The sequence below is a fragment of the Streptomyces sp. MJM8645 genome, assembly GCF_001625365.1.
In the GTDB taxonomy this organism is placed as follows: domain Bacteria; phylum Actinomycetota; class Actinomycetes; order Streptomycetales; family Streptomycetaceae; genus Kitasatospora.
The window spans coordinates 5465512-5486025 of record NZ_LJJF01000001.1; the positions used below are offsets into that span (position 1 = coordinate 5465512).

24 protein-coding genes are annotated in these 20514 nt (G+C 73.7%); 17 read left to right on the plus strand and 7 right to left on the minus strand.

Annotated features, from left to right (window positions below):
• The first annotated feature begins 30 nt into the window (after window positions 1-30).
• Together A6F73_RS23515 and A6F73_RS23520 are read left to right on the plus strand one after the other, a co-directional pair.
• Window positions 31-900: a Wzz/FepE/Etk N-terminal domain-containing protein gene (locus A6F73_RS23515; protein ID WP_063349606.1), complete on the plus strand. Its 870-nt coding sequence runs from the start codon at window positions 31-33 to the stop codon at window positions 898-900.
• Entirely contained in the window at window positions 897-2057 is a 1161-nt protein-coding gene (locus A6F73_RS23520) for a GNAT family N-acetyltransferase (RefSeq protein WP_063349607.1), read from the plus strand. Before A6F73_RS23515 ends, A6F73_RS23520 begins: the two co-directional genes overlap by 4 nt.
• Window positions 2058-2079: 22 nt before the next feature.
• Here A6F73_RS23520 and A6F73_RS23525 read toward each other — a convergent pair whose 3' ends face one another.
• The gene (locus tag A6F73_RS23525) at window positions 2080-3336 is read right to left on the minus strand and encodes a glycosyl hydrolase (protein WP_244293476.1); all 1257 of its coding nucleotides are present in this window, start codon (window positions 3334-3336) and stop codon (window positions 2080-2082) included.
• A 360-nt stretch (window positions 3337-3696) separates the two neighbouring features.
• Here A6F73_RS23525 and A6F73_RS23530 point away from each other — a divergent pair, with 360 nt between their 5' ends.
• The 9 genes from A6F73_RS23530 (at window position 3697) to A6F73_RS23570 (ending at window position 10697) form a co-directional block, all read left to right on the plus strand.
• The gene (locus A6F73_RS23530) at window positions 3697-4731 is read left to right on the plus strand and encodes a hypothetical protein (RefSeq protein ID WP_063349608.1); all 1035 of its coding nucleotides are present in this window, start codon (window positions 3697-3699) and stop codon (window positions 4729-4731) included.
• Window positions 4732-4937: 206 nt separating this feature from the next.
• A complete protein-coding gene (abc-f, locus tag A6F73_RS23535; RefSeq protein WP_063349609.1) occupies window positions 4938-6536 on the plus strand; it encodes a ribosomal protection-like ABC-F family protein in 1599 nt (532 codons plus the stop codon).
• 327 nt (window positions 6537-6863) lie between these two features.
• Window positions 6864-7097 (plus strand): helix-turn-helix domain-containing protein, encoded by a 234-nt coding sequence (locus A6F73_RS23540; RefSeq protein ID WP_030059940.1) that lies wholly within the window; start codon window positions 6864-6866, stop codon window positions 7095-7097.
• Between the two features lie 232 nt (window positions 7098-7329).
• Window positions 7330-8136, plus strand: coding sequence for an enoyl-CoA hydratase/isomerase family protein (locus tag A6F73_RS23545; RefSeq protein ID WP_063349610.1), 807 nt, complete (start codon window positions 7330-7332; stop codon window positions 8134-8136).
• A 184-nt stretch (window positions 8137-8320) separates the two neighbouring features.
• Window positions 8321-8863 (plus strand): Asp23/Gls24 family envelope stress response protein, encoded by a 543-nt coding sequence (locus A6F73_RS23550; RefSeq protein WP_244293477.1) that lies wholly within the window; start codon window positions 8321-8323, stop codon window positions 8861-8863.
• 52 nt (window positions 8864-8915) lie between these two features.
• Window positions 8916-9107 carry a hypothetical protein gene (locus A6F73_RS23555; RefSeq protein ID WP_063349611.1) on the plus strand — a complete coding sequence of 64 codons (192 nt, stop codon included), beginning with the start codon at window positions 8916-8918 and terminating at the stop codon, window positions 9105-9107.
• Complete coding sequence (locus A6F73_RS40585) at window positions 9107-9454, plus strand: Asp23/Gls24 family envelope stress response protein (RefSeq protein ID WP_063349612.1); 348 nt, start codon at window positions 9107-9109, stop codon at window positions 9452-9454. Before A6F73_RS23555 ends, A6F73_RS40585 begins: the two co-directional genes overlap by 1 nt.
• Window positions 9451-10059 carry a DUF6286 domain-containing protein gene (locus A6F73_RS23565; RefSeq protein ID WP_063349613.1) on the plus strand — a complete coding sequence of 203 codons (609 nt, stop codon included), beginning with the start codon at window positions 9451-9453 and terminating at the stop codon, window positions 10057-10059. Before A6F73_RS40585 ends, A6F73_RS23565 begins: the two co-directional genes overlap by 4 nt.
• A complete protein-coding gene (locus A6F73_RS23570; protein ID WP_063349614.1) occupies window positions 10056-10697 on the plus strand; it encodes a hypothetical protein in 642 nt (213 codons plus the stop codon). Before A6F73_RS23565 ends, A6F73_RS23570 begins: the two co-directional genes overlap by 4 nt.
• 46 nt (window positions 10698-10743) lie before the next feature.
• On the opposite strand, the gene A6F73_RS23575 is transcribed toward A6F73_RS23570, so the two are convergent.
• Window positions 10744-11514, minus strand: a complete 771-nt coding sequence (locus A6F73_RS23575; protein WP_063349615.1) for an SDR family oxidoreductase — start codon at window positions 11512-11514, stop codon at window positions 10744-10746.
• A 146-nt stretch (window positions 11515-11660) separates the two neighbouring features.
• On the opposite strand from A6F73_RS23575, the gene A6F73_RS23580 reads away from it, so the two are divergent.
• A complete protein-coding gene (locus A6F73_RS23580; protein WP_063349616.1) occupies window positions 11661-12086 on the plus strand; it encodes a MerR family transcriptional regulator in 426 nt (141 codons plus the stop codon).
• 3 nt (window positions 12087-12089) lie between these two features.
• A complete protein-coding gene (gene trxA / locus A6F73_RS23585) occupies window positions 12090-12422 on the plus strand; it encodes a thioredoxin (protein ID WP_063349617.1) in 333 nt (110 codons plus the stop codon).
• A gap of 47 nt (window positions 12423-12469) precedes the next feature.
• Here the strand turns inward: trxA and A6F73_RS23590 are convergent, their stop codons facing one another.
• Together A6F73_RS23590 and A6F73_RS23595 are read right to left on the minus strand one after the other, a co-directional pair.
• Entirely contained in the window at window positions 12470-13276 is an 807-nt protein-coding gene (locus A6F73_RS23590) for an SURF1 family cytochrome oxidase biogenesis protein (RefSeq protein ID WP_063349618.1), read from the minus strand.
• A gap of 31 nt (window positions 13277-13307) precedes the next feature.
• Window positions 13308-14303, minus strand: a complete 996-nt coding sequence (locus A6F73_RS23595; RefSeq protein ID WP_079135933.1) for a DEDDh family exonuclease — start codon at window positions 14301-14303, stop codon at window positions 13308-13310.
• A 158-nt stretch (window positions 14304-14461) separates the two neighbouring features.
• Between A6F73_RS23595 and A6F73_RS23600 the strand changes: the two genes are divergently transcribed.
• The 4 genes from A6F73_RS23600 (at window position 14462) to moaA (ending at window position 18812) form a co-directional block, all read left to right on the plus strand.
• A complete protein-coding gene (locus A6F73_RS23600; RefSeq protein ID WP_063349619.1) occupies window positions 14462-15505 on the plus strand; it encodes a zinc-dependent alcohol dehydrogenase family protein in 1044 nt (347 codons plus the stop codon).
• Between the two features lie 261 nt (window positions 15506-15766).
• The gene (locus A6F73_RS23605) at window positions 15767-16123 is read left to right on the plus strand and encodes a DUF485 domain-containing protein (protein WP_063349620.1); all 357 of its coding nucleotides are present in this window, start codon (window positions 15767-15769) and stop codon (window positions 16121-16123) included.
• On the plus strand, window positions 16120-17730 hold the full coding sequence (locus tag A6F73_RS23610) for a cation acetate symporter (protein WP_063349621.1): 1611 nt from the start codon (window positions 16120-16122) through the stop codon (window positions 17728-17730). The genes A6F73_RS23605 and A6F73_RS23610 overlap by 4 nt, the downstream gene beginning before the upstream one ends.
• A 92-nt stretch (window positions 17731-17822) precedes the next feature.
• Window positions 17823-18812, plus strand: coding sequence for a GTP 3',8-cyclase MoaA (gene moaA, locus A6F73_RS23615; RefSeq protein WP_063349622.1), 990 nt, complete (start codon window positions 17823-17825; stop codon window positions 18810-18812).
• A gap of 42 nt (window positions 18813-18854) precedes the next feature.
• Here the strand turns inward: moaA and A6F73_RS23620 are convergent, their stop codons facing one another.
• The 3 genes from A6F73_RS23620 to A6F73_RS23630 form a co-directional block, all read right to left on the minus strand.
• A complete protein-coding gene (locus A6F73_RS23620) occupies window positions 18855-19091 on the minus strand; it encodes a hypothetical protein (protein WP_063349623.1) in 237 nt (78 codons plus the stop codon).
• Between the two features lie 277 nt (window positions 19092-19368).
• Window positions 19369-19764 (minus strand): DUF3099 domain-containing protein, encoded by a 396-nt coding sequence (locus A6F73_RS23625; RefSeq protein WP_063349624.1) that lies wholly within the window; start codon window positions 19762-19764, stop codon window positions 19369-19371.
• 177 nt (window positions 19765-19941) lie between these two features.
• On the minus strand, window positions 19942-20490 hold the full coding sequence (locus tag A6F73_RS23630; RefSeq protein ID WP_063351459.1) for an RNA 2'-phosphotransferase: 549 nt from the start codon (window positions 20488-20490) through the stop codon (window positions 19942-19944).
• Window positions 20491-20514 lie beyond the last annotated feature (24 nt).

The window sequence follows — 20514 nt, forward strand, 5'->3', positions numbered from 1 at the left end:
CCGCCGTCACATACCCAAGGAGTCAAACCCATGACCACACCGCGCCGAAGGGCCCGCCACCTGGTCCGCCGCTGGTGGCCGGTGGCGCTCGCGGTGCCGCTGGGCGCCGCGGCCGGCGCCGGGTACGCCGTCGTCTCGCACCCCTCGTACGCCGCCAGCGCCTACGTCCTCGTGGTGCCGCAGAATCCGGGGGAGGCCGCCACCGCGACCAACTTCGCGCAGGCGTACGGGCGGTTGGCGGGCCAGCCGCAGGTGCTCGCGGTGGCGGCCGTCGAGACCGGCCACACCCGTGCCCAGCTGGAGTCCCTGGTGCACGGGACCACCTCCCCGGACGCCCCGATGATCGAGATCACCGGCACCGGGACGCGCCCCCAGGAGGCGGCCCAGACCGCCGACGCGGTGGCCCGCTCGCTGGTCTCCTTCGCCAACACGAGCAGCAAGGACACCAGCGTCCGGCTGGTGACGCTGGCGCCGGCCGCCGAGCCGGACAAGCCGACCACCCCGTCCGCCGCGCTGGACGTCGCGGTCGGCGGCGCGGCCGGGCTGCTGGTGGGGGCCCTGGTGATGATGACCCGCCGCCGGGGCGAGGCCGCCCCGCCGGAGGCCGCCGAGGCCGCCGAGCCCGCCGAACCCGTCGAGGCCGCCGAGGCCCCGGTGGAGCCGACGGTGCCGGCCACCCCCCGCCCGCGCGGCGAGGAGCCGCCCGCCGCCGACCGGGCCGGGCAGGCCGACGAGGCCGGCAGGACCGGCCAGGCGGAGGAGACGGAGAAGATGGAGAAGGCCGAGGAGACGGAGAAGGTCGAGGAGGCGGAAGGGCAGCCCGGGAAGGCCGCCGCCGCGAAGAAGAGCGCCGAGGAGCCCCCGGCCAAGGAGAAGGCCACGGCCGGGAGCGGGCGATGAGCACTGAGACCCGGCACACCGGCCTCCCGGCCCAGCCGGCGGCGCCGGGCTGGACCACCGAGCTGCGCCGCGAGGACGACGCCCTGGACACCCTCGCCGAGGAGTGGGACGACCTGGCCGCCCGCTGCCGGACCGCCACCTTCTTCCAGGCCGCCGACTGGCAGCGCTCCTGGTGGCGCCACTACGGCAGTCCGGGCGACCTGCTGGTGGTGCTCGTCCGCCGGGACGGCCTGCTGGTCGGCGCGGGTGCCTTCAGACGCCGCGGCGGCCCGCTCGGCGGGCTGACCGCCCTGGGCGCCGGGCTGGTCGACTACTCGGACGTGCTGCTCGACGACGACTGCGCCGACCGGGCCGCCGCCGAGTTCGCCGCCGCCCTCCCGCTCACCCGCCCGTGGCACTCCCTGGAGCTGCGCGAGGTGCACCCCGAGGCGGCGGTGCAGCGGGTGTACGAGCACTGGCACGGCCGGCGCCGCCGCTACCAGGACTCGCTCTGCCAGTACCTGCCGGCCGTCCCGATGGACCGGCTGCTCAAGCGGGTGCCCGGCAAGACCGCGCAACGCAGCCGGGTGAAGCTGCGCAAGATCGCCGAGGCCGGGGTGCAGGTCAGCTCGACGCCGGCGGCCGAGGTGCCGGCGGCGCTGGAGGGCCTGCTGCGGCTGCACTTCCTGCAGTGGCAGCAGCGCGGCGTCACCCCGGAGCACCGCACCGAGCGCTTCGCCCGCCACCTGACCGAGTCCACCGTCGGCCTGGTCGCCACCGGCAGGGCGACCGTCCACCAGTTCCGGCTGAACGGCGAACTGGTCGCGGTGAACCTGCTGCTGCTCTGCCCCTCCTTCGGAGGCCTGTACATGTACGGCGCGCACCCGGTGCTGCGCGAGCGGCTGGACATCGCGGGGCTGCTGTTCAGCGCCGCCCTGGACGAGACGGTCGGCGCGGGCGTCCCGCTGCTCGGCCTGCTGCGCGGCCAGGAGCCGTACAAGCAGCGCTGGCGGCCGGACCAGCTGTCCAACCAGCGCCTGCTGTTCGGTCCGCCCGGTCCGGCGCCGGCGGCCATCGCCCGGTCCGGCGCGGTGCGCGTCCGCCAGCAGGCGGCGCACGTGCTGCGGACCCGCTTCCCGCGGCTCAAGGAGGCCCTGCTGGCCCGCCGCCGCGGCTGACCGCCCCCGCCCCCGCCCGGGCTCAGCGCCGGGCGGGTGTCCGGGCCGCCGAGGGGCTCGCGAAGGGGCTCGGGGAGGGGCTCGGGGAGGGGCTCGCCGACGCGGTGGCCGAGTGGCCCGGCGACGGGCTCGCGGACGGGCCGGGCACCACGTTCGGGGCCCCGGGCCCGGTCGGCGGCGCGGGCGGGCGCGGCGCCACCGGCGGGACGATCGGCTGGACGGGGGCCTGGGGCGCCGCCGGCGCCCCCTTCGACCCGGACATCAGCTGCTTGAACCGGGCGGCGGAGCGCGGGTTGCGGTCGCACTCGAAGAAGCCGTGCGGGCAGTAGTCGGTGACGGTCTGGTAGGCGGTGTCGTGGGTGCGCATCCACTCGACCATCCGCTGCACGAACTCCGGGTTGTCGCCGTTGCGGAACAGCCCCCACTCCGGGTAGGAGACCGGCTTGCCGCGCTTGGCGGCGAACTCCACCTGGTCCTGCAGCCCGTACGGCTCGCGCACGTAGTCGTCGAAGGTGCCCCCGGCGGGCTGGTCGTAGTTATCCATGCCGATGATGTCGACCACGTCGTCGCCGGGGTAGCACTTGGTCCACGGGATGGCGTCCAGGCCCCGGTTCGGGGTGAAGTCGAAGCGGAACCGCTGCCCCGGCACCGAGCGCATCACACCGACGATCCGTCGCCAGTACGCCTTCCACGCGGACGGGTCGGGCTTGCAGCGGTGCGTGTAGGTGACGCCGTTCATCTCCCAGCCGAGGGTGAGCACGGTGTCCGCGCCGCCGAGGGCGACCAGCCGGTGGGCGAGCCGCAGGAAGTGCCGGTCGAAGTCCCCGCGCGCGCCCTGGGCGAGCAGCTTGGCGACCTCGCCGTCCGGCACGTTCGCCTCGTTGGGCACCAGCATCGGCACGCCGAGGACGAGCGTCCGGGACGGGTCGGCCAGCCGCCACTGCGACCACATGCCGAGCACCATCAGCTCGCCCTCGACGTCGGCCCAGCCGTTGCCCGCCAGGTAGGTGTGGCCGACTTGCAGGTTGGCGTCGCCCAGCCACCGCGCGTACCGGCCGATCTGCGGGATGTAGTCGTCCCAGGAGCCGACGAAGGCACCGAACGGCGGCTCGTGCTTGGGCCGCTGGACGGGCGGGCGGGGGGCGGCGCCGCGCGGCTCGAAGGCGTCCGAGGAGAGGGAGTGCCGTTCGGTCTGGCTGAGCGGCGACCCGGCCGGGACACTGGCCGTGGCCATCAGCAGCAGGGCGGCGGCGGCCAGCGTCAGGCGGCCGATTCGCATGGTCTCTCCTCCGGGCGTCGAGGGGCGGGGGCGCGCTGGACGGACCGTGGCGCTCCGCTCGCCGACAGTAGGCCCGGCGGGCGTCGGAAAAGCCGAATGTCACCCTAAAGTGGGCGGTATTCGAACGCCGTCTGCCGCAACGCCCGGCCGGGTCTCGCCGCGTGTATCAGCTCTGTAACGGTCCGGCCGGGCCCCGGCGCCCGGCCCCGGAGCGGGCGGCGGCCCGGCCTCGGCACCGACGGTGCAGGTGGGCGGGCGGGTGCGCGGGGAGGGCGCGCGCGGCCGGACGCGCGGTCCGAGGGGTGGGGCGGGGGCAATTCCAGGCTGACTCGCGTGCCCGGTGAAAGGTACGCTCCGGCCGTGTCCTGGAAGCCGCTGCGTGTACTGACCCCCCGCTCGATCCTGCCTGCCCTGGCGGTGATGCTGGTCCTTGCGGCCGGTGCGGCGGCGCACGCCAACAAGCCGGTGCCGTTCGGCGACCGGGTGGCGGGGCCGGGCGAGGCGGAGGCCACGCCGGTCAGCACACAGTCGCTGAGCACGGCCGACCTGGACCTGAAGGTCGGCCCCGGACTGGAGGCCTTCCACCGGCAGAGCGGCGAGCAGGCCTGGTCCTACCGCCGCGAGGGCGCCACCGCGCTGTACCTGTCGATGGCGGGGGACAACGCCATCGTGGTCTGGGACGACGGCCTGGTCACCTCGGTGCGCCCGGGCGACCACGAGGTGCGCTGGCACCGGGCGGTGCCCGGCCTGGCGGACTGGCTGCGCGGCGACGGCGAGCCCGGCGCCGACAAGCGCACCGACGCGCAGCGCAAGGAGCTGGCCCAGGAGCGGGCCGCGGCGGCTCTGCACACCGTCCCGCAGGGAGCCTCCGCCTGGGTGGCCGTGGTGACCCCGAACCTGACCATGGGCCTGCGCGACGCCGACGGCGACCTGCGCTACAACTCCAAGCCGCCCGGCGGCTGCGTCTACGACCCGCTGCGCACGGTCGGCACCGAGTACGCCGTGCTCGTCCCGCGCAGCTGCACCAACAGCGCCGGGCAGGCCGTCTCCGGCGGCATCAACGGGTACCGGCTGGACAGCACCGGCTGGCAGCTGAACACCGGCCCGAGCGCCTCGATCAAGGCGCTGGACGGCAGCCGGGTGCTGATCACCGACGGCCCGATCGTTCCGGCCCGGGTGTTCGACACCAAGGCGGCCGCCCCCGAGGCGGCCTGCGGCAGCCCGTCCGCGCCGTTCGCGGCGGTCCGTCCGCAGGGCGGCTGCACCGACCCGGCGGCGAGCCCGGCCCAGGACGCCCCGGTGGGTCAGGACGCCCCGACGGGCGACCAGCCGCCCGCGCAGCCCGAGGCGCAGCAGCCTCAGCAGTCCCAGCAGTCCCAGCAGTCCCAGCAGTAACGCCGGACCGCCGGTACCCCCGGGCGGTAGCCCCGGGGGTTCTCGCGCGGCCCGGTAGACTTGCCGTCATGGCTGACTTCTCCGGGCAATAGCGGGCGCGCGGCACCGCCCCGTGCGCTGTGCCGACCACCGACGACGCCCCTTCCCGCTGCCCGGCCCCGGGCCCCGTCCGGCCGCCCGCCCACGTCCCAGGAGTAGTTTCCGCCATGATTTCCGCCAACGCCCTTGAGCTGCGCGCCGGTGCCCGGATCCTGATCGAGTCCGCGAACTTCAAGGTCGCCGCCGGCGACCGGATCGGTCTGGTCGGGCGCAACGGCGCCGGCAAGACCACACTGACCAAGGTGCTGGCCGGCGAGGGCATGCCGGCCTCGGGCACGGTGACCCGCTCCGGCGAGGTCGGCTACCTCCCGCAGGACCCGCGCACCGGCGACCTGGACGTCCTCGCCAAGGACCGCATCCTCTCCGCCCGCGGCCTCGACACCGTGCTCAGGAAGATGCGCGAGAACGAGGACCGGATGGCCAACGGCCAGGGCGCCACCCGGGACAACGCGATGAAGAAGTACGCGCGCCTGGAGACCGAGTTCCTCACCAAGGGCGGGTACGCCGCCGAGGCCGAGGCCGCCACCATCGCGGCCGCCCTGGGCCTGCCGGACCGCATCCTGAACCAGGAGCTGCACACCCTCTCCGGTGGTCAGCGCCGCCGCGTCGAGCTGGCCCGGATCCTGTTCTCGGACTCCGACGTGCTGCTGCTCGACGAGCCCACCAACCACCTCGACGCCGACTCGATCGTCTGGCTGCGGGACTTCCTGAAGACCTACAAGGGTGGCTTCATCGTCATCTCGCACGACGTCGACCTGGTCGAGACGGTCGTCAACAAGGTCTTCTACCTGGACGCCAACCGCTCCGCCATCGACGTCTACAACATGGGCTGGAAGCAGTACCAGCAGCAGCGCGAGGACGACGAGAAGCGCCGCAAGCGCGAGCGGGCCAACGCCGAGAAGAAGGCCGCGACCCTCAACTCCCAGGCCGACAAGATGCGGGCCAAGGCGACCAAGACGGTCGCCGCGCAGAACATGGCCCGCCGCGCCGAGAAGCTGCTCTCCGGTCTGGAGCAGGTGCGCCAGAACGACAAGGTCGCCAAGCTGCGCTTCCCGGACCCGGCGCCCTGCGGCAAGACCCCGCTGACGGCCAGCGGGCTCTCCAAGTCCTACGGTTCGCTGGAGATCTTCACCGACGTCGGCCTGGCCATCGACCGCGGTTCGCGGGTCGTCATCCTCGGCTTCAACGGCGCGGGCAAGACCACCCTGCTGCGGATGCTCGCCGGGGTGGAGCAGCCGGACACCGGCGAGGTGATCCCGGGCCACGGCCTGAAGATCGGCTACTACGCCCAGGAGCACGAGACCCTGGACCCGGACCGCACGGTGCTGGAGAACATGCGTTCCTCCGCGCCGGACACCGACCTGGTGCAGATCCGCAAGATCCTCGGTTCCTTCCTGTTCTCCGGCGACGACGTCGACAAGCCGGCCGGGGTGCTCTCCGGCGGTGAGAAGACCCGGCTCGCGCTGGCCTCGCTGGTGGTCTCCAGCGCCAACGTGCTGCTGCTCGACGAGCCCACCAACAACCTCGACCCGGCCAGCCGTGAGGAGATCCTCGGTGCGCTGCGCGAGTTCAGCGGCGCGGTCGTGCTGGTCACCCACGACGAGGGCGCCGTCGAGGCGCTCCAGCCGGAGCGGATCATCCTGCTGCCGGACGGGGTCGAGGACCTCTGGAGCCCGGCGTACGCCGATCTGGTCTCGCTGGCCTGACCGGGTGTAGACGCGATCTCCGCTTTTAGGACCAGAAAAACTAGTACTTACGGCGTGTCCGGGAATGAAGAAAGCCTGGATTCCGTTTAAGGACTTCCTGTCGGCCCGCCACTCGATCGTGGTCGGGCCGACACTGCTGATCAGCCCTTTCTCGGCGGACGGCGGAATCCGCCTGGGGGCGCGCACTCTACGTGAGCGCCCTGATGCGCTCGGATCACCACCGCAGGACCACGCATTCCCGACATCGACCTTGCCGAATGGGTGGCCAGGACGCGGTGGATGGGTGATCATGGGAATCTGACCGAGCAACGCTACGAGGAGGCACGGGTGGCCGAGACTCTGAAAAAGGGCAGCCGGGTAACCGGTGCCGCGCGTGAGAAGCTCGCGGCCGATCTCAAGAAGAAGTACGACTCCGGGGCGAGCATTCGCGCTCTCGCGGAGGAGACCGGTCGTTCGTACGGCTTTGTGCACCGGATGCTGAGCGAGTCCGGAGTCATTCTCCGGGGCCGCGGTGGTGCCACGCGTGGCAAGAACAAGGCGACCGCCGGGGCCGGTTCCTGACGGTCCGTCAGCTTATGGCTGAATGGCGCGGCGGCAGGGCGCCGACCGGGGAGACGAGAACCGATCGTCCGCCCTCGGGTCGAGTGGACCGGCCGCCGATCGTCATGTCCGGGGTGTCGTCCGCCCCCGGGCGCCCCCCTTCCGTCGATCTTTCCGGGCCGGTGCCCTGCCGCCGCGCGCCCAGGTTTGTTACTCTCCGGTAGCCAAGCCCCTCGCCACCGGAGGTCCCCGCATGACCGCCCCCGCCACCGACCCGCAGGCCCCGAGCTGGGAGCAGGACGGCGTCCGCCTGGAGATCGACGGTGAGCTCGCCGTCGTCACCCTGTGTCAGCCCAAGCGGCGCAACGCCCAGTCGCCCGCCCTGTGGCGCGCCCTCGCCGCCGCCGGCCGCGACCTGCCCGGCGGCGTCCGGGTGGTCCTGCTGCGCGCGGAGGGCGTCTCCTTCTCGGCGGGCCTGGACCGGGCCATGTTCACCCCCGAGGGCATCCCCGGCGAGCCCACCTTCCTCCAGCTCGCCGGCGCCCCCGACCAGGAGCTCGACGACACCATCGCCTCCTACCAGCAGGCCTTCACCTGGTGGCGCCGCCCCGACCTGGTCTCCATCGCCGCCGTCCAGGGCCATGCCGTCGGCGCCGGCTTCCAGCTCGCCCTCGGCTGCGACCTGCGCGTCGTCGCCGACGACGTCCAGTTCGCCATGAAGGAGACCTCGCTCGGCCTCGTCCCCGACCTGGCCGGCACCAAGCCGCTCACCGAACTCGTCGGCTACGCCCGGGCGCTGGAGATCTGCGCCACCGGCCGCTGGGTCGGCGCCGAGGAGGCCGCCGCCATCGGGCTGGCCAACCTGGCCGTCCCCGGTGCGGAACTGGACGCCGCCGCCCGCGACCTCGCCGCCGCCCTGCTGGCCGCGCCGCGCAACGCCGTCATCGAGACCAAGGCCCTGCTCCAGGGCGCCGCCGGCCGCTCCTTCGACGAGCAGCGCTCGGCCGAACGGGCGGCGCAGGCCCGCCGCCTGCGGGACCTCGCCGGGATCGGCGACTAGCCGGGTTGCGTCGTGTGAACGGGCCCGGCCCGGGGTGTGCTCCCCGGGTCGGGCCCTCGGCGTTCCCGGAAGCGTCCCGGTGGCGTCCCGGCGGCCCTCCCCGGCGGGCGCGGAACGTGGCGCAATGCCAGAGTTATGGGGATTTGCGATATAGCTGGAGCCGTACGACGGGAGATGCGCCCCCATGCCTGACACTCCGACCCCCGCCACCATGCACAAGAACCCCGGCCACGTCGCGGCCGCCGGCTCCGCCGTCCACGCGCCGTCCTCGCCGTCCGCCGCCTCCGCCGCGACCGACGCCGGCAAGCCGACCGGCGAGCGCGGCCGCACGGCGCTGGCCGTCGGCGTGGTCGAGAAGATCGCCGGGATGGCCGCCCGCGAGGTCAACGGCATCCACGCCCTCGGCTCCGGCCTCGCCCGCACCTTCGGTGCGATGCGCGACCGGGTGCCGGGCGGCAAGTCCGGCGTCGGGCGCGGCATCAAGGCCGAGGTCGGCGAGAAGCAGACCGCCATCGACATCGCCCTGGTCGTCGAGTACGGCGTGGTCATCCCCGAACTCGCCCGGCAGGTACGGGAGAACATCATCGACGCGGTCGAGCGGATGACCGGCCTGGAAGTCGTCGAGGTCAACATCGCGGTCAACGACGTCCACCTCCCCGACGAGCCCGACGTCGAGGAGGAGGAAGAGGAGACGGTCGTCGCGGGGCAGCGGCCCAAGCTCAAGTAGCGAGCCCACGAAGCGCCCGGCGGCGGGCGGCAGCGAGGACGAGGAGTAGCGGATGAACCTGGCCATCGTCGGCCTGGTGGTGGGCATGGCCCTCGGCTTCGCCGGGTACTTCGGCGGCTTCGCGGCGTTCCTGCTGGTCGCCGCGCTCGGGCTGGTCGGCTTCGTGGCCGGCCGCCTGCTGGAGGGCGACATCGAGCTGGGCGACCTCGGCGACCTGCTCCGCGGCCGCGACCGGCGCCGTTGATGGCGGCTCCCACCACCAGTGCCCGCCGCGAACCCGCCGCCCGGGGCCGACTCCGGATCGCCGACCGCGTCTACGCCCGCATCGCGGCCCGGGCCGCCCGCGAGGCCCTCGCCGACGTCTGGACCGGCCGCACCGCCAAGGGCGCACCGCCCGCCGTCTCGGTGGCCACGCCCGGCAGCACCGTGACCGTCCGGGTCGCCGTCGCACTGCCCTTCCCCGCCGACCTCGCGGCGCTCGCCCGGGCCGTCCGCGAACGCGTCGCCGCGCAGGTCGCCGGGTTCACCGGGACCAGGGTGTCCGAGGTGGTCGTCGTCGTGGAGCGGCTGGTGACCGGGGGAGTGTCATGAGTGCGGGGGGCGAACCGGTGCCCGGCGAGGAGGCGACGGCGGCCGGGGACGGGCCCCCGCCGGAGAAGGTACGGCGGCCGCGGGCGCCGCGGGCCGTCGTCGCGGCGCTCGTCGCCACCGTGCTGATGGTGCTCGCGGGCGCGCTGCTGTACGACGTGATCGCCGTCCGCGCCGGGTACCCGACCCGCCGGTGGCGCGCCCGGATCGCCGACGAACTGGCCACCCGTCACCTCGACTACCTGTGGGCGCTGGTGGGTGCCGGCGCCGCCGTCCTCCTCGGCGGGGTGTTGTTCTGGCTGGCCCTCGCCCCCGGTCTCGGCCGCTGGCTCCCGCTGCGCCGGCACGGCGACACCGGCGCCGTCATCGACCGGGCCGGCATCGGGCACCTGCTCGCCGACCGCGCCGCCGGACTCCAGGGCATCGACCAGCTGCGGATCCGGATCAGCCGCCGGCGCGTCCGGGTCACCCTCATCGGGGCGGCGGACCCGGTGTCGGTCCAGCGCCAACTGCGCGATGAGCTGGCACGGGTGACGCTGGCCCGGCCGCTGCGCCTGGACGTGCGGGCGGCGCCCGGGGCGGGGCCCGGGGTGGGGGCGGCGGGATGAGGCGGACGGCCGTCAACCGGGTGCTGCTGGGCGTGGTCGGGGCGGTGCTGCTGGCCGCCGGCGTGCTGGTGCTGGCCGGCGGGCTCGACCTGTACCGGCGGCTCGGCGCCGACCCGCCGGGCTGGTGGCCGCTCACCTCCCCGGACCAGCCGGTGCTCAGTGCCCGCTCGCGCACCCGCTGGGCGGATTCGGCCTGGTGGTGGCCCACCGTCATCGGCGGGCTGGCCGTGGTGGTCGCGGGCACCGCCTGGTGGCTGGTGGCGCAGCTGCGGCGCAGCGGCCCGGCCGGCCTCGTCGTGCCGACGCCCGGCGCCACCGGACTCCGGCTGCGGGTCCGCACCCGGGCGCTGGAAGAGGCGCTGGAGACCGGGACGGCCACGCTCCCCGAAGTCGAGCGCGCGGGCGTACGCCTGGTGCGCGCACCCGGGCACCCGCGGCTGCGGGGCGCCGTCCGGCTCACCCCCGGCGGCGATCCGGCGGCCCTGGTGGAGCACTTCGACACCGGCCCGCGAACCGACGCCCGGACCAGCCTGGGCCTCCCGGAACTCCCCGCCGATCTGCGGATCCGGATCCTCCGGGCCGCCCGGCCCGAGTCGCGACGGCGCCGCGGGCGGCGCAGACCCCCGCGGGTGGAGTGAACCGGGGGCGGGCGGAGCCGGGCGCCCGCCCCCGTGGTCAGTACACCTAGAGGGGCCGCAGGGCGCCGCCGTCGACGGGGATCATCACACCGGTCAGGTAGGAGGCGGCGGGGGAGAGCAGGAAGGCCGCGACCTTGCCGAACTCCTCCGGGGTGCCGTAGCGGCCGAGCGGGATGGTCGCGGCGGCCTGGGCGCGGGCGGCGTCCGGGTCGCCGCCCAGGGAGTCCAGCTCGCGCACCCGGTCGGTGTCGATCCGGGCCGGGAGCAGGCCCACCACCCGGATGCCGCGCGGGCCGAGCTCGTCGGCGAGGGACTTGGCGGCCATCGCCAGCCCCGGGCGCAGGCCGTTGGAGATGCCCAGGCCGGGGATCGGCTGGCGCACCGAGCCGGAGAGCACGAAGCCGATCACGCCGCCCTCGCCGAGGGCTGCGGCGGCGGCGCGGGCGAGCCGCAGCGCGCCGAGGAAGACCGACTCGAACGCGTCGCGCCAGGCCTCCTCGGGGGCGGTGGCCACCGGGCCGGCCTGGGGGCCGCCGACGCTGATCAGCACGCCGTCGAGCCGGCCGAAGTGCCCGGTCGCCTCGGCGATCAGCCGTTCGGCGGTCGCCGGGTCGGCGTTGTCGGCGGCCAGGCCGTGGGCCGTCCCGGCGCCGCCGATGGCGTCCAGCTCGGCGACGGCGGCGGCCACGGACTCCTTGCCGCGTCCGCTGACCAGCACCCGTGCTCCGTCGGCGGCCAGCTCCCGGGCGGCGGCGAAGCCGAGGCCCCGGGTGGCGCCGGTGGCCACGTACACCTTGTCCTTCAGTCCAAGATCCATGGGGCCCATCCTGCCGGGTGGCGGGCGCGAGGGGGAGGGCCGGGGGCTGGGGGGCGGTCGGAGCCGGGCTGGCGTTGACGTCCGGGTCAAGGTCTACCGTCGGTCCCGGCGGCGTGCGGAGGCGGGCCGGGAGAGCGGGTGCGGGGATGCGGATCGGGGAGCTGGCGGAGCGGGCGGGGACGACCACCCGAGCGCTGCGGTACTACGAGCAGCTCGGCCTGCTGCCGGCCCGCCGGGCGGGCAACGGCTACCGGGCGTACGACGAGGAGGACCTGCGGCTGCTGCGGCAGATCCGGACGCTGCAGGACTTCGGGTTCGGCCTGGAGGAGACCCGCCCGTTCGTGGAGTGCCTCCAGGCGGGCCACCCCGAGGGCGACTCCTGCCCGGCCTCGCTGGAGGTGTACCGGCGCAAGCTCGCCGAACTGGACGAGTGCATCGCCCGGCTGCAGGACGTCCGGGCCCAGGTGGCCGGGCAGTTCGACCGGGCGGTACGGGCCCGGGACGGGCTGGCGGCCGAGCCCTCCGGACAGCCGCCGCGCTGTGAACTGGCGAACGAATGGGCGAAGGAGTAGACGATGGTGCAGATCCCAGGGGTGCCCGCGGTGACGGACGACACGTTCGCCGCGGAGGTGCTGGCGGCCGAAGGGCCGGTGCTGGTGGACTTCACGGCGGACTGGTGCCCGCCGTGCCGGATGATGGCGCCGGTGCTGGCGGACGTCGCCCGTGAGGAGGCGCACCGGCTGCGGGTGGTCAGCGTGGACGTGGACCGCAATCCGCGCACCCAGGCGGCGTACGGGGTGCTGTCGATGCCGACGCTGATGGTGTTCCGCGGCGGCGAGCCGGTGCGTTCGGTGGTCGGCGCCCGGGCCAAGGCGCGGCTGCTGCGCGAGCTGGAGGACGTGCTGTAGGCGGTTCTCCGGGGCGTTCCCCCGGGTAGGGGCCTCGGGCCGGGGCCTCAGGCCGCCGGTACGGCCTCGACCGGCACCTCGGCCTCGGCGGCCTGCTTGGCCCGGTCCTTGGCCTCGCGGCGGGCCAGCACCCCGACCCCGACCGGGATCATCGCGGTGAACAGCCACCACTGGATCGCGTACGCCATGTGCGGGCCGATGTCGGAGTGGTTGGGCTCGGGGATCAGCTCGGGCTGGTCGGCGGGGGCCGGGGTGGTGGCGGTGAGCTCCAGGTAGCCGCCGAGCACGGTGGTGACGCCGGTCTCCTTGGCCTGCTGCTCGGTGTTGATCAGGTTGAACTGCCGGTCGGGCAGGCCGGCGCGGTCCTTGATGCCGCTGCTGCCCGTGGTCTCGTCGGCGCGCATCCGACCGGTGAGGGAGACCTCGCCGGTCGGGGCGGCCGGGACGGTCGGGTAGGCGGTGGCGCCGCCGTCGCCGGCCACCCAGCCGCGGTTGACCAGGATGCTGCCCCTGCCGTCGGAGAGCTTGAGCGGGGTGATGACGAAGTAGCCGATCGTGTCCCCGCTGGAGTCGGTCCGCTTGCGGACGACGAACTCGTGCGCCGTGTCGTACTGCCCGGTGGCCGTCACCGGGTGCCAGATGAGGTCCTTGGGCACCGCGAAGCCGGGGGCCGACGACACCGTGTCGAACGGCACGGGGGCGACGGTGAGGGCCTTGCCGATCAGGTCGTTCCGGGCCACCCGCGACTCGTGGCGGTGCAGCTGCCAGAAGCCCAGCTCGATCGTCGCGGGGATCAGCAGCAGCGCGATCAGCATGGTGATCAGCCACTGGCGGGTCAGCAGAAAACGGTACACATGGGCACGGTACGCCGACTTCACATCCGGCTCACGCACCGGGGTGCGGGGCGACCTCGCGGAGCAGTTGGAGGAAGGCGTCCTCGCCGACCACCGGCGTGCCGACCTCGCGGGCCCGGCGGGCCTTGCCGCTCCAGCTGCCCGGCTCGTTGGTGACCAGCAGGCTGGTGAGCCGGCTCACCGAGGTGGCGATGTGCAGGCCGGCCTCGGCGGCGCGGTCCTCCAGCAGCTCCCGGTCGGTGGCGGTGTCGCCGGTGAAGGCCACCCGCATGCCCTGCACCAGCGGCTTGCCGTCCTCCCAGCGTCCCGGGTTGGGGTACGGGCAGGGCGGGCGCTTCTTGGCCTGGCGGTAGGCGGCGCCGGTCCAGGAGGCGCGGCCGAGGGTGGCGGGCTCGTCCTCGCCGAGGTCGGTGACGGCCACGCAGGCCTGCACCGGCAGCGGGACGCCGCCCTGGCGGGCCAGGTGCAGGCTGGGGCGGAACGCCTCGGCGAGCACCCGGGCGTCGTCCAGGGCGTTGTGGGCGTGCTGCTGGCGGACGCCGAAGTGGGCGGCGAGCGAGGACAGCTTGCCGTTGGGCAGCGGCAGCCGCAGGTCGCGGGAGAGCACCATGGTGCAGATCCGCTGTTCGACCGGGGCGCGCAGGCCGGCCCGGGAGAACTCGCGCGAGATCATGTTCCAGTCGAAGAGCGCGTTGTGGGCGACCAGGACCCGGCCGTTCAGCCGGTCGGCGAATTCGTCGGCGATCTGCGGGAAGGTCGGGGCGCCGGAGAGCAGCTCCGACGTGAGGCCGTGGATCCAGACCGGGCCCGGGTCCCGCTGGGGGTTGACCAGGGTGTACCAGTGGTCGGTGACCTCGCCGTCCGGGTCCAGCTGGTAGACGCCCGCCGAGATGACGCGGTCCGAGCGGCCGAGGCCGGTGGTCTCGACGTCGACCACCGCGAAGCCCTCGGCGGGGGCGGCGGTGCGCTGGGCGGGGACCTGGACGGTCCGCGGCGCGCCGTACGTCTCGGGCTGGATCGGGTGCATGGTCCAACAGGATAAGCGCCGTCGGGCCCGCGTCCGGTCGAAATGTTCCGGCCGAGCGACCGGAATAGAGTATTCCGTATGGGCGTCGCCTATCCGGTCGACGCCGTCAACCGGCCGCCGACACCCCCCGACGGCCGACTCCGTAAGGACGAACTCCCATGCGCGCCACCGTGATCCACGGCCCCAATGACATCCGGATCGAAGAGGTCCCGGACCCGGTGATCCAGCACCCGACGGACGTCGTGGTGCGGGTGGTGAACGCCTGCATCTGCGGCAGCGACCTGTGGGCGTACCGCGGGGTGGCCCAGCGGGTGGCCGGGCAGCGGATCGGGCACGAGTTCCTGGGCGTGGTCGAGGAGGCGGGCGCCGAGGTGCGCGGCTTCGCGCCGGGCGACCTGGTGGTGGCGCCGTTCGTCTGGTCGGACGGCAGCTGCGACTTCTGCCGGGAGGGCCTGCAGACCTCCTGCCCGCACGGCGGGTTCTGGGGCGAGGTCGGCTCCGACGGCGGCCAGGGCGAGGCGGTGCGGGTGCCGTTCGCGGACGGCACGCTGGTGAAGCTGCCGAAGGAGGCCGCGGGCGACGAGAAGCTGCTGCCGGGGCTGCTGGCGCTGTCCGACGTGATGGCCACCGGGCACCACGCCGCCGTGTCGGCGCGGGTGCGCCCGGGCGTGACGGTCGCCGTGGTCGGCGACGGCGCGGTGGGCCTGTGCGGCGTGCTGGCGGCGCACCGGCTGGGCGCGGACCGCATCATCGCGCTGGGCCGGCACACCGCCCGCACCGACCTGGCCCGGCGCTTCGGCGCGACCGACGTGGTGGCCGAGCGCGGCGAGGCCGCGATCGAGGCGGTGAAGGAGCTGACCGGCGGCCAGGGTGCGCACGCGGTCCTGGAGGCGGTCGGGACCGAGGAGTCGATGCGTACGGCCGTCTCGATCGCCCGGGACGGCGGCGCGGTGGGCTACGTCGGCGTTCCGCACGGCGGCAGTGCGGGCGTCGACATCGGTCAGATGTTCGGCCGAAACGTTTCGCTCAACGGCGGCGTCGCCCCGGCCCGCGCCTACATCCCCGACCTGCTGCCGGACGTCCTCTCCGGGGCCATCGAGCCGGGTCTGGTGTTCGACCGCACGGTGGGCCTGGACGGTGTCCCGGACGGGTACCGGGCGATGGACGACCGCTCGGCGCTGAAGGTCCGGATCACTTTCTGACGATGCGTCAGAAGGGGCGGCACTGCTGGACGGTGCCGCCCCTTCGGCATGTGGCGGCGGTGTTGTGAAGTGGCGCGAGTGGTGGTTTTCGGCCAATTGGATAGTGCGAGAGGGTGAACGACTGGCTGATCGCGGTCAACCCCTTTCGGGGCGGGCGCGACGCTCCTAGCATTGCGCGGCGCGCACACGGATTGTGACGCCCCTCACGTCCGATCGTTCCCCGTGTGCGACCGCTACGCCGAAGGAGCGAGGAGAGACAGAGTGGATTCGCCGCCGATCACCACTACCCCTACGGAAGTCCAACTCATCGATGAGAGCGAGGAGTTCCGTACCCTGAGGCGCTCGTTCCGGAGCTTCGCCTTCCCGGTCACCATCGGCTTCGTGCTCTGGTACCTGCTCTACGTGCTGCTCTCCTGCTACGCGCCCGGCCTGATGGGCGCCAAGGTCGTCGGGCACATCAACGTGGCCCTGGTGCTGGGGCTGCTGCAGTTCGTCACCACCTTCGCCATCGCCGCCTGGTACGCCCGCTACGCCGACCGGCGGATCGACCCGACCGCCGCCGCGATCCGCGAGGCCCACGGCGCCGTCGTCCACGCTCCCCGGGAGTCCGCCGAATGACCCTGCTCGCCAGCTCCGCCACGGAGCACCGCGGCATCACGATGACCCTCTTCGGGTTGTTCGTGCTGGCCACCCTCGCGATCACCGTCTGGGCCGGGCGGCAGACCAAGGACGCGGCCGACTTCTACGCCGGCGGCCGCGGCTTCACCGGATTCCAGAACGGCCTGGCCATCTCCGGCGACTACATGTCCGCCGCGTCCTTCCTCGGCATCGCCGGCGCCATCGCGCTCTCCGGCTACGACGGCTTCCTCTACTCGATCGGCTTCCTGGTCGCCTGGCTGGTCGCGCTGCTGCTGATCGCCGAACCGCTGCGCAACTCCGGCCGCTTCACCATGGCGGACGTCCTCGCGTTCCGGATGCGCCAGCGCCCGGTGCGCACCGCGGCGGGCGTCTCCACCATCGTGGTGTCGATCTTCTACCTGCTCGCCCAGATGGTCGGCGCCGGGACGCTGGTCGCCCTGCTGCTGGGGGTCAACGGGGACGCCGCCAAGCGCTGGACCATCGTCGCGGTCGGCGCGCTGATGGTCGTCTACGTGGTGATAGGGGGCATGAAGGGCACCACCTGGGTGCAGATCGTCAAGGCCGTGCTGCTGATCGCCGGCACCGCGCTGATGACCGTCCTGGTGCTCGCCAAGTACCACTTCAACCCCTCGGAACTGCTCGGCGCCGCCGCCAGCGCGAGCGGCAAGGGCGCGGCCTTCCTCGAACCGGGGCTGAAGTACGGGGCCAGCGACACCAGCAAACTCGACTTCATCAGCCTCGGGATCGCGCTGGTGCTCGGCACCGCCGGCCTGCCGCACATCCTGGTCCGCTTCTACACCGTGCCCACCGCCAAGGCGGCCCGGAAGTCGGTGCTCTGGGCGATCGGCATCATCGGCGTCTTCTACCTGATGACCCTGGCGCTCGGCTTCGGCGCGGCGGCGCTGGTCGGCCCCAAGGCGATCAAGGCGGCCAACGCCTCCGGCAACACGGCGGCCCCGCAGCTGGCCGAGGTGCTCGGCGGAGGCTCCGGCACCACCGGCGGCGCGATCCTGCTCGCGGTGATCTCCGCCGTCGCCTTCGCCACCATCCTGGCCGTGGTCGCCGGACTCACCCTGGCGTCCTCCGCCTCCTTCGCGCACGACCTGTACGCCAACGTGATCCGGCGCGGCAAGGCCACCGAGAAGCAGGAGGTGCTCTCGGCGAAGTGGGCCGCCGTCGCGATCGGCGCGGTGGCCATCGTGCTCAGCCTCTTCGCGGGCAAGCTCAACACCGCCGCCCTGGTCGCCCTGGCCTTCGCGGTGGCCGCCTCGGCGAACCTGCCCACCCTGCTCTACTCGCTGTTCTGGAAGCGCTTCACCACCTCCGGCGCGGTCAGCTCGGTCTACGCCGGCCTGATCAGCTCGGTGGTGCTGGTGGTCTTCTCCCCGGTGGTCTCCGGCGCGAAGACCTCGCTGTTCCCGGACACCGACTTCCACTGGTTCCCGCTGGAGAACCCGGGCCTGGTCTCCATCCCGATCGGCTTCCTGGCCGGGTGGATCGCCACCCTGCTGTCCAAGGACCGACCCGACCCGGCGAAGTACGCTGAACTGGAGGTTCGGGCGCTGACCGGGCTGGGCGCCCACTGACCGGGCGCCCACCGACCGACCGGCGATGACTATGCTGGCCCGGCCCGCCGTGACGGTGGCCGGGCCGGCCGCATTCTCGGGAAGGGACGCACGTGCTGCTCGACACCTTCGGACGCCAGGCCGTCGACCTGCGGGTATCCCTCACCGACCGGTGCAACCTCCGCTGCACCTACTGCATGCCGGAAGAGGGCCTGCGCTGGCTGGCCAAGCCCGAGCTGCTGACCGACGAGGAGATCGTCCGGCTGGTCACCCTCGCGGTGCGCGACCTGGGCGTCCGGGAGGTCCGCTTCACCGGCGGCGAGCCGCTGCTGCGCCCCGGCCTGGTCGCCATCGTCGCCGCCTGCTCGGAGCTGGAGCCGCGCCCCGAGCTGTCCCTCACCACCAACGGCATCGGGCTGGCCCGTACCGCGACGGCGCTGCGCGAGGCCGGGCTCGACCGGGTCAACGTCTCGCTGGACACCCTCGACCCCGAGGTGTTCCACACCCTCACCCGCCGCCACCGCCACCAGGACGTGCTGGCCGGGCTGGCCGCCGCCGAGGCCGCCGGGCTGACGCCGGTCAAGCTGAACGCGGTGCTGATGCGCGGGGTCAACGACCACGAGGCGCCCGACCTGCTGGCCTGGTGCCTGGAGCACGGCTACGAGCTGCGCTTCATCGAGCAGATGCCGCTGGACGCCCAGCACGGCTGGGACCGCTCCGCGATGGTCACCGCCGAGGAGATCCTCGACCTGCTCGGTGCGCGGTTCACGCTCACCCCGGAGCCGTCCGCCCGCCGGGGCGCTGCGCCCGCCGAACGCTGGCTGGTGGACGGCGGCCCGGCCCAGGTGGGCGTGATCGCCTCCGTCACCCGCCCGTTCTGCCGGGCCTGCGACCGGACCAGGCTGACCGCCGACGGGCAGGTGCGCAACTGCCTGTTCGCGACCGGGGAGACGGACCTGCGCACCGCCCTGCGCTCGGGCGCGGACGACGCCGAGCTGGGCGCGCTGTGGCGGGCGGCGATGTGGGGCAAGAAGGCCGGGGCCGGGATCGACGACCCGGAGTTCCACCAGCCCGAGCGGCCGATGTCGGCGATCGGCGGCTAGCGGGCCTCGGGCGGCGTGGGAGGCCAGGAGCGCCCCGGGCGGTCAGGGCGTTTCGGACGACTCGGACGTCTCCGGGGTCCAGTCGGCGAAGGCGACGACCTCCTTGAGGAAGCCGCGCACGCCGAGGAACTGGGACAGGTGCTCACGGTGCTCGTCGCAGGCGAGCCAGGTCTTGCGGCGGTCCGGGGTGTGCAGCTTGGGGTTGTTCCACACCAGCACCCAACGGGCGTCCGCCCGGCAGCCCTTGGCGGAGCAGATCGGCGTCTGCGAGGTGTCCATCGGGTCGTCCTCAGCGCTAGGCGGGTGGTCTGCACCGCCAGTGTTTCACGCGCTCCGCGCGGCCCGGAGGGAGCCCGCCCGGATCCGGGCATGGCGACGCCGGGCAGCCACGGGGGGAGCCGCCCGGCGTCGGTCCGTCGCTCCGACGGGGGATGCGGAGCGCGTACGCAGTATGTCACGCCAGGGGCCTCGGATGGGGAGGTCTTGCATGATTAATCTGAGCTTCTTCTGAGCTTTCTTCGAGCCTGATTCTCTCGAAACGTCGCGAAACGGACGGTCAGTTCGGGCCCTGTGAAGGATCGGTGGCAGCGGACTTTGCCCCATCTGTACCGGGGGCCCCAGCTGCCCCACCCCTCCCACCCGTCCCACCGGGGCCGAGCATCAGCGGGGTGTCCAGCGGGATGTCGAAGGTGCTCGGCAGTCCCGGCGCCCGCTCCCGGCCCGCGTTGGCGATCAGGACGGCGAAGTACGGCAGCAGCACGGCGCCGGCCAGCGCCGCGAACGCCAGCCACCGCTGGACGTCCCACAGCACCACGGCGAGCAGCACGCAGACCGTCCGGAGCAGCATCGAGACCACGTAGCGGCGCTGCCGCCCGCGGACGTCCTCGGTGAGGCTGCTCCGCGCTCCCGTGATCCGGTGGACCTGTTGTCCACCGTCGGCGCTCTTGCCCATGTCCTACCGCCCTCGTCCACGCTCCCGCGCGACTCGCCGCGCGGCCTCCTCACGGTACGCCTGGGCAGCGGGGACGACGAGACCGGGTGGGGCGGACCCACCCGGTCGGGTGTGCGAAGGGACTGTCCGGCCGATCGGGACGGCCGATCGGGACGGCAACAGGGATAGTGAGGGGCCTCACGACCGCCGGGAGAGGAACTGCGGCGGGACGGCGTCGGTGAGCCAGACGCCGTTGTCGCTGATCCGGAACTCGTGGCCGGCCGCCGCCATCGCGGCCGCGTTCACGGTGAGCACCACCGGGCGGCCGTGCCGGGCGCCGACCCGGACCGCGGTCTCGGTGTCCGCGGACAGGTGGACGTCCTGCCGGGCCATCGGGCGCAGGCCCTCCCGGAAGATCGACGCCAGGTGGCGGTCGGCGGTGCCGTGGTAGAGCACCGGGGGCGGCACGGTGGCGGCCAGGCCGAGGTCGACCGCCACCGTGTGGCCCTGGTTGGCGCGGATCGAGAGACCGTCCGCGGAGTAGCCGAAGCGGCGCTTGTTGTTGGTCGCCACCACGTGGTCCAGATCGGCCCTGGTCAGCCGGTTGCCCTTCGCCGCGAGGGCGGTGAGGAGCACGTCGATCCGGATCCAGCCGGACTCGTCCAGCGTGACGCCCACCCGCTCCGGTTCGTGCCGCAGGATGCGCGACAGCATCTTGCTCGTCTTGACCAGCCGCTTCTCGTCCATCATGTCTCTCGTATCCCCCCGTTG

Bases quoted from the DNA above. Each gene is read 5' to 3' on its own strand.
- A6F73_RS23515 (WP_063349606.1), top strand. From the start codon at position 31: ATGACCACACCGCGCCGAAGGGCCCGCCACCTGGTCCGCCGCTGGTGG.
- A6F73_RS23520 (WP_063349607.1), top strand. From the start codon at position 897: ATGAGCACTGAGACCCGGCACACCGGCCTCCCGGCCCAGCCGGCGGCG.
- A6F73_RS23525 (WP_244293476.1), bottom strand. From the start codon at position 3,336: ATGCGAATCGGCCGCCTGACGCTGGCCGCCGCCGCCCTGCTGCTGATG.
- abc-f (WP_063349609.1), top strand. From the start codon at position 4,938: ATGATTTCCGCCAACGCCCTTGAGCTGCGCGCCGGTGCCCGGATCCTG.
- A6F73_RS23545 (WP_063349610.1), top strand. From the start codon at position 7,330: ATGACCGCCCCCGCCACCGACCCGCAGGCCCCGAGCTGGGAGCAGGAC.
- A6F73_RS23550 (WP_244293477.1), top strand. From the start codon at position 8,321: ATGCCTGACACTCCGACCCCCGCCACCATGCACAAGAACCCCGGCCAC.
- A6F73_RS23555 (WP_063349611.1), top strand. From the start codon at position 8,916: ATGAACCTGGCCATCGTCGGCCTGGTGGTGGGCATGGCCCTCGGCTTC.
- A6F73_RS40585 (WP_063349612.1), top strand. From the start codon at position 9,107: ATGGCGGCTCCCACCACCAGTGCCCGCCGCGAACCCGCCGCCCGGGGC.
- A6F73_RS23565 (WP_063349613.1), top strand. From the start codon at position 9,451: ATGAGTGCGGGGGGCGAACCGGTGCCCGGCGAGGAGGCGACGGCGGCC.
- A6F73_RS23570 (WP_063349614.1), top strand. From the start codon at position 10,056: ATGAGGCGGACGGCCGTCAACCGGGTGCTGCTGGGCGTGGTCGGGGCG.
- A6F73_RS23575 (WP_063349615.1), bottom strand. From the start codon at position 11,514: ATGGATCTTGGACTGAAGGACAAGGTGTACGTGGCCACCGGCGCCACC.
- A6F73_RS23580 (WP_063349616.1), top strand. From the start codon at position 11,661: ATGCGGATCGGGGAGCTGGCGGAGCGGGCGGGGACGACCACCCGAGCG.
- trxA (WP_063349617.1), top strand. From the start codon at position 12,090: ATGGTGCAGATCCCAGGGGTGCCCGCGGTGACGGACGACACGTTCGCC.
- A6F73_RS23595 (WP_079135933.1), bottom strand. From the start codon at position 14,303: ATGCACCCGATCCAGCCCGAGACGTACGGCGCGCCGCGGACCGTCCAG.
- A6F73_RS23600 (WP_063349619.1), top strand. From the start codon at position 14,462: ATGCGCGCCACCGTGATCCACGGCCCCAATGACATCCGGATCGAAGAG.
- A6F73_RS23610 (WP_063349621.1), top strand. From the start codon at position 16,120: ATGACCCTGCTCGCCAGCTCCGCCACGGAGCACCGCGGCATCACGATG.
- A6F73_RS23620 (WP_063349623.1), bottom strand. From the start codon at position 19,091: ATGGACACCTCGCAGACGCCGATCTGCTCCGCCAAGGGCTGCCGGGCG.
- A6F73_RS23625 (WP_063349624.1), bottom strand. From the start codon at position 19,764: ATGGGCAAGAGCGCCGACGGTGGACAACAGGTCCACCGGATCACGGGA.
- A6F73_RS23630 (WP_063351459.1), bottom strand. From the start codon at position 20,490: ATGGACGAGAAGCGGCTGGTCAAGACGAGCAAGATGCTGTCGCGCATC.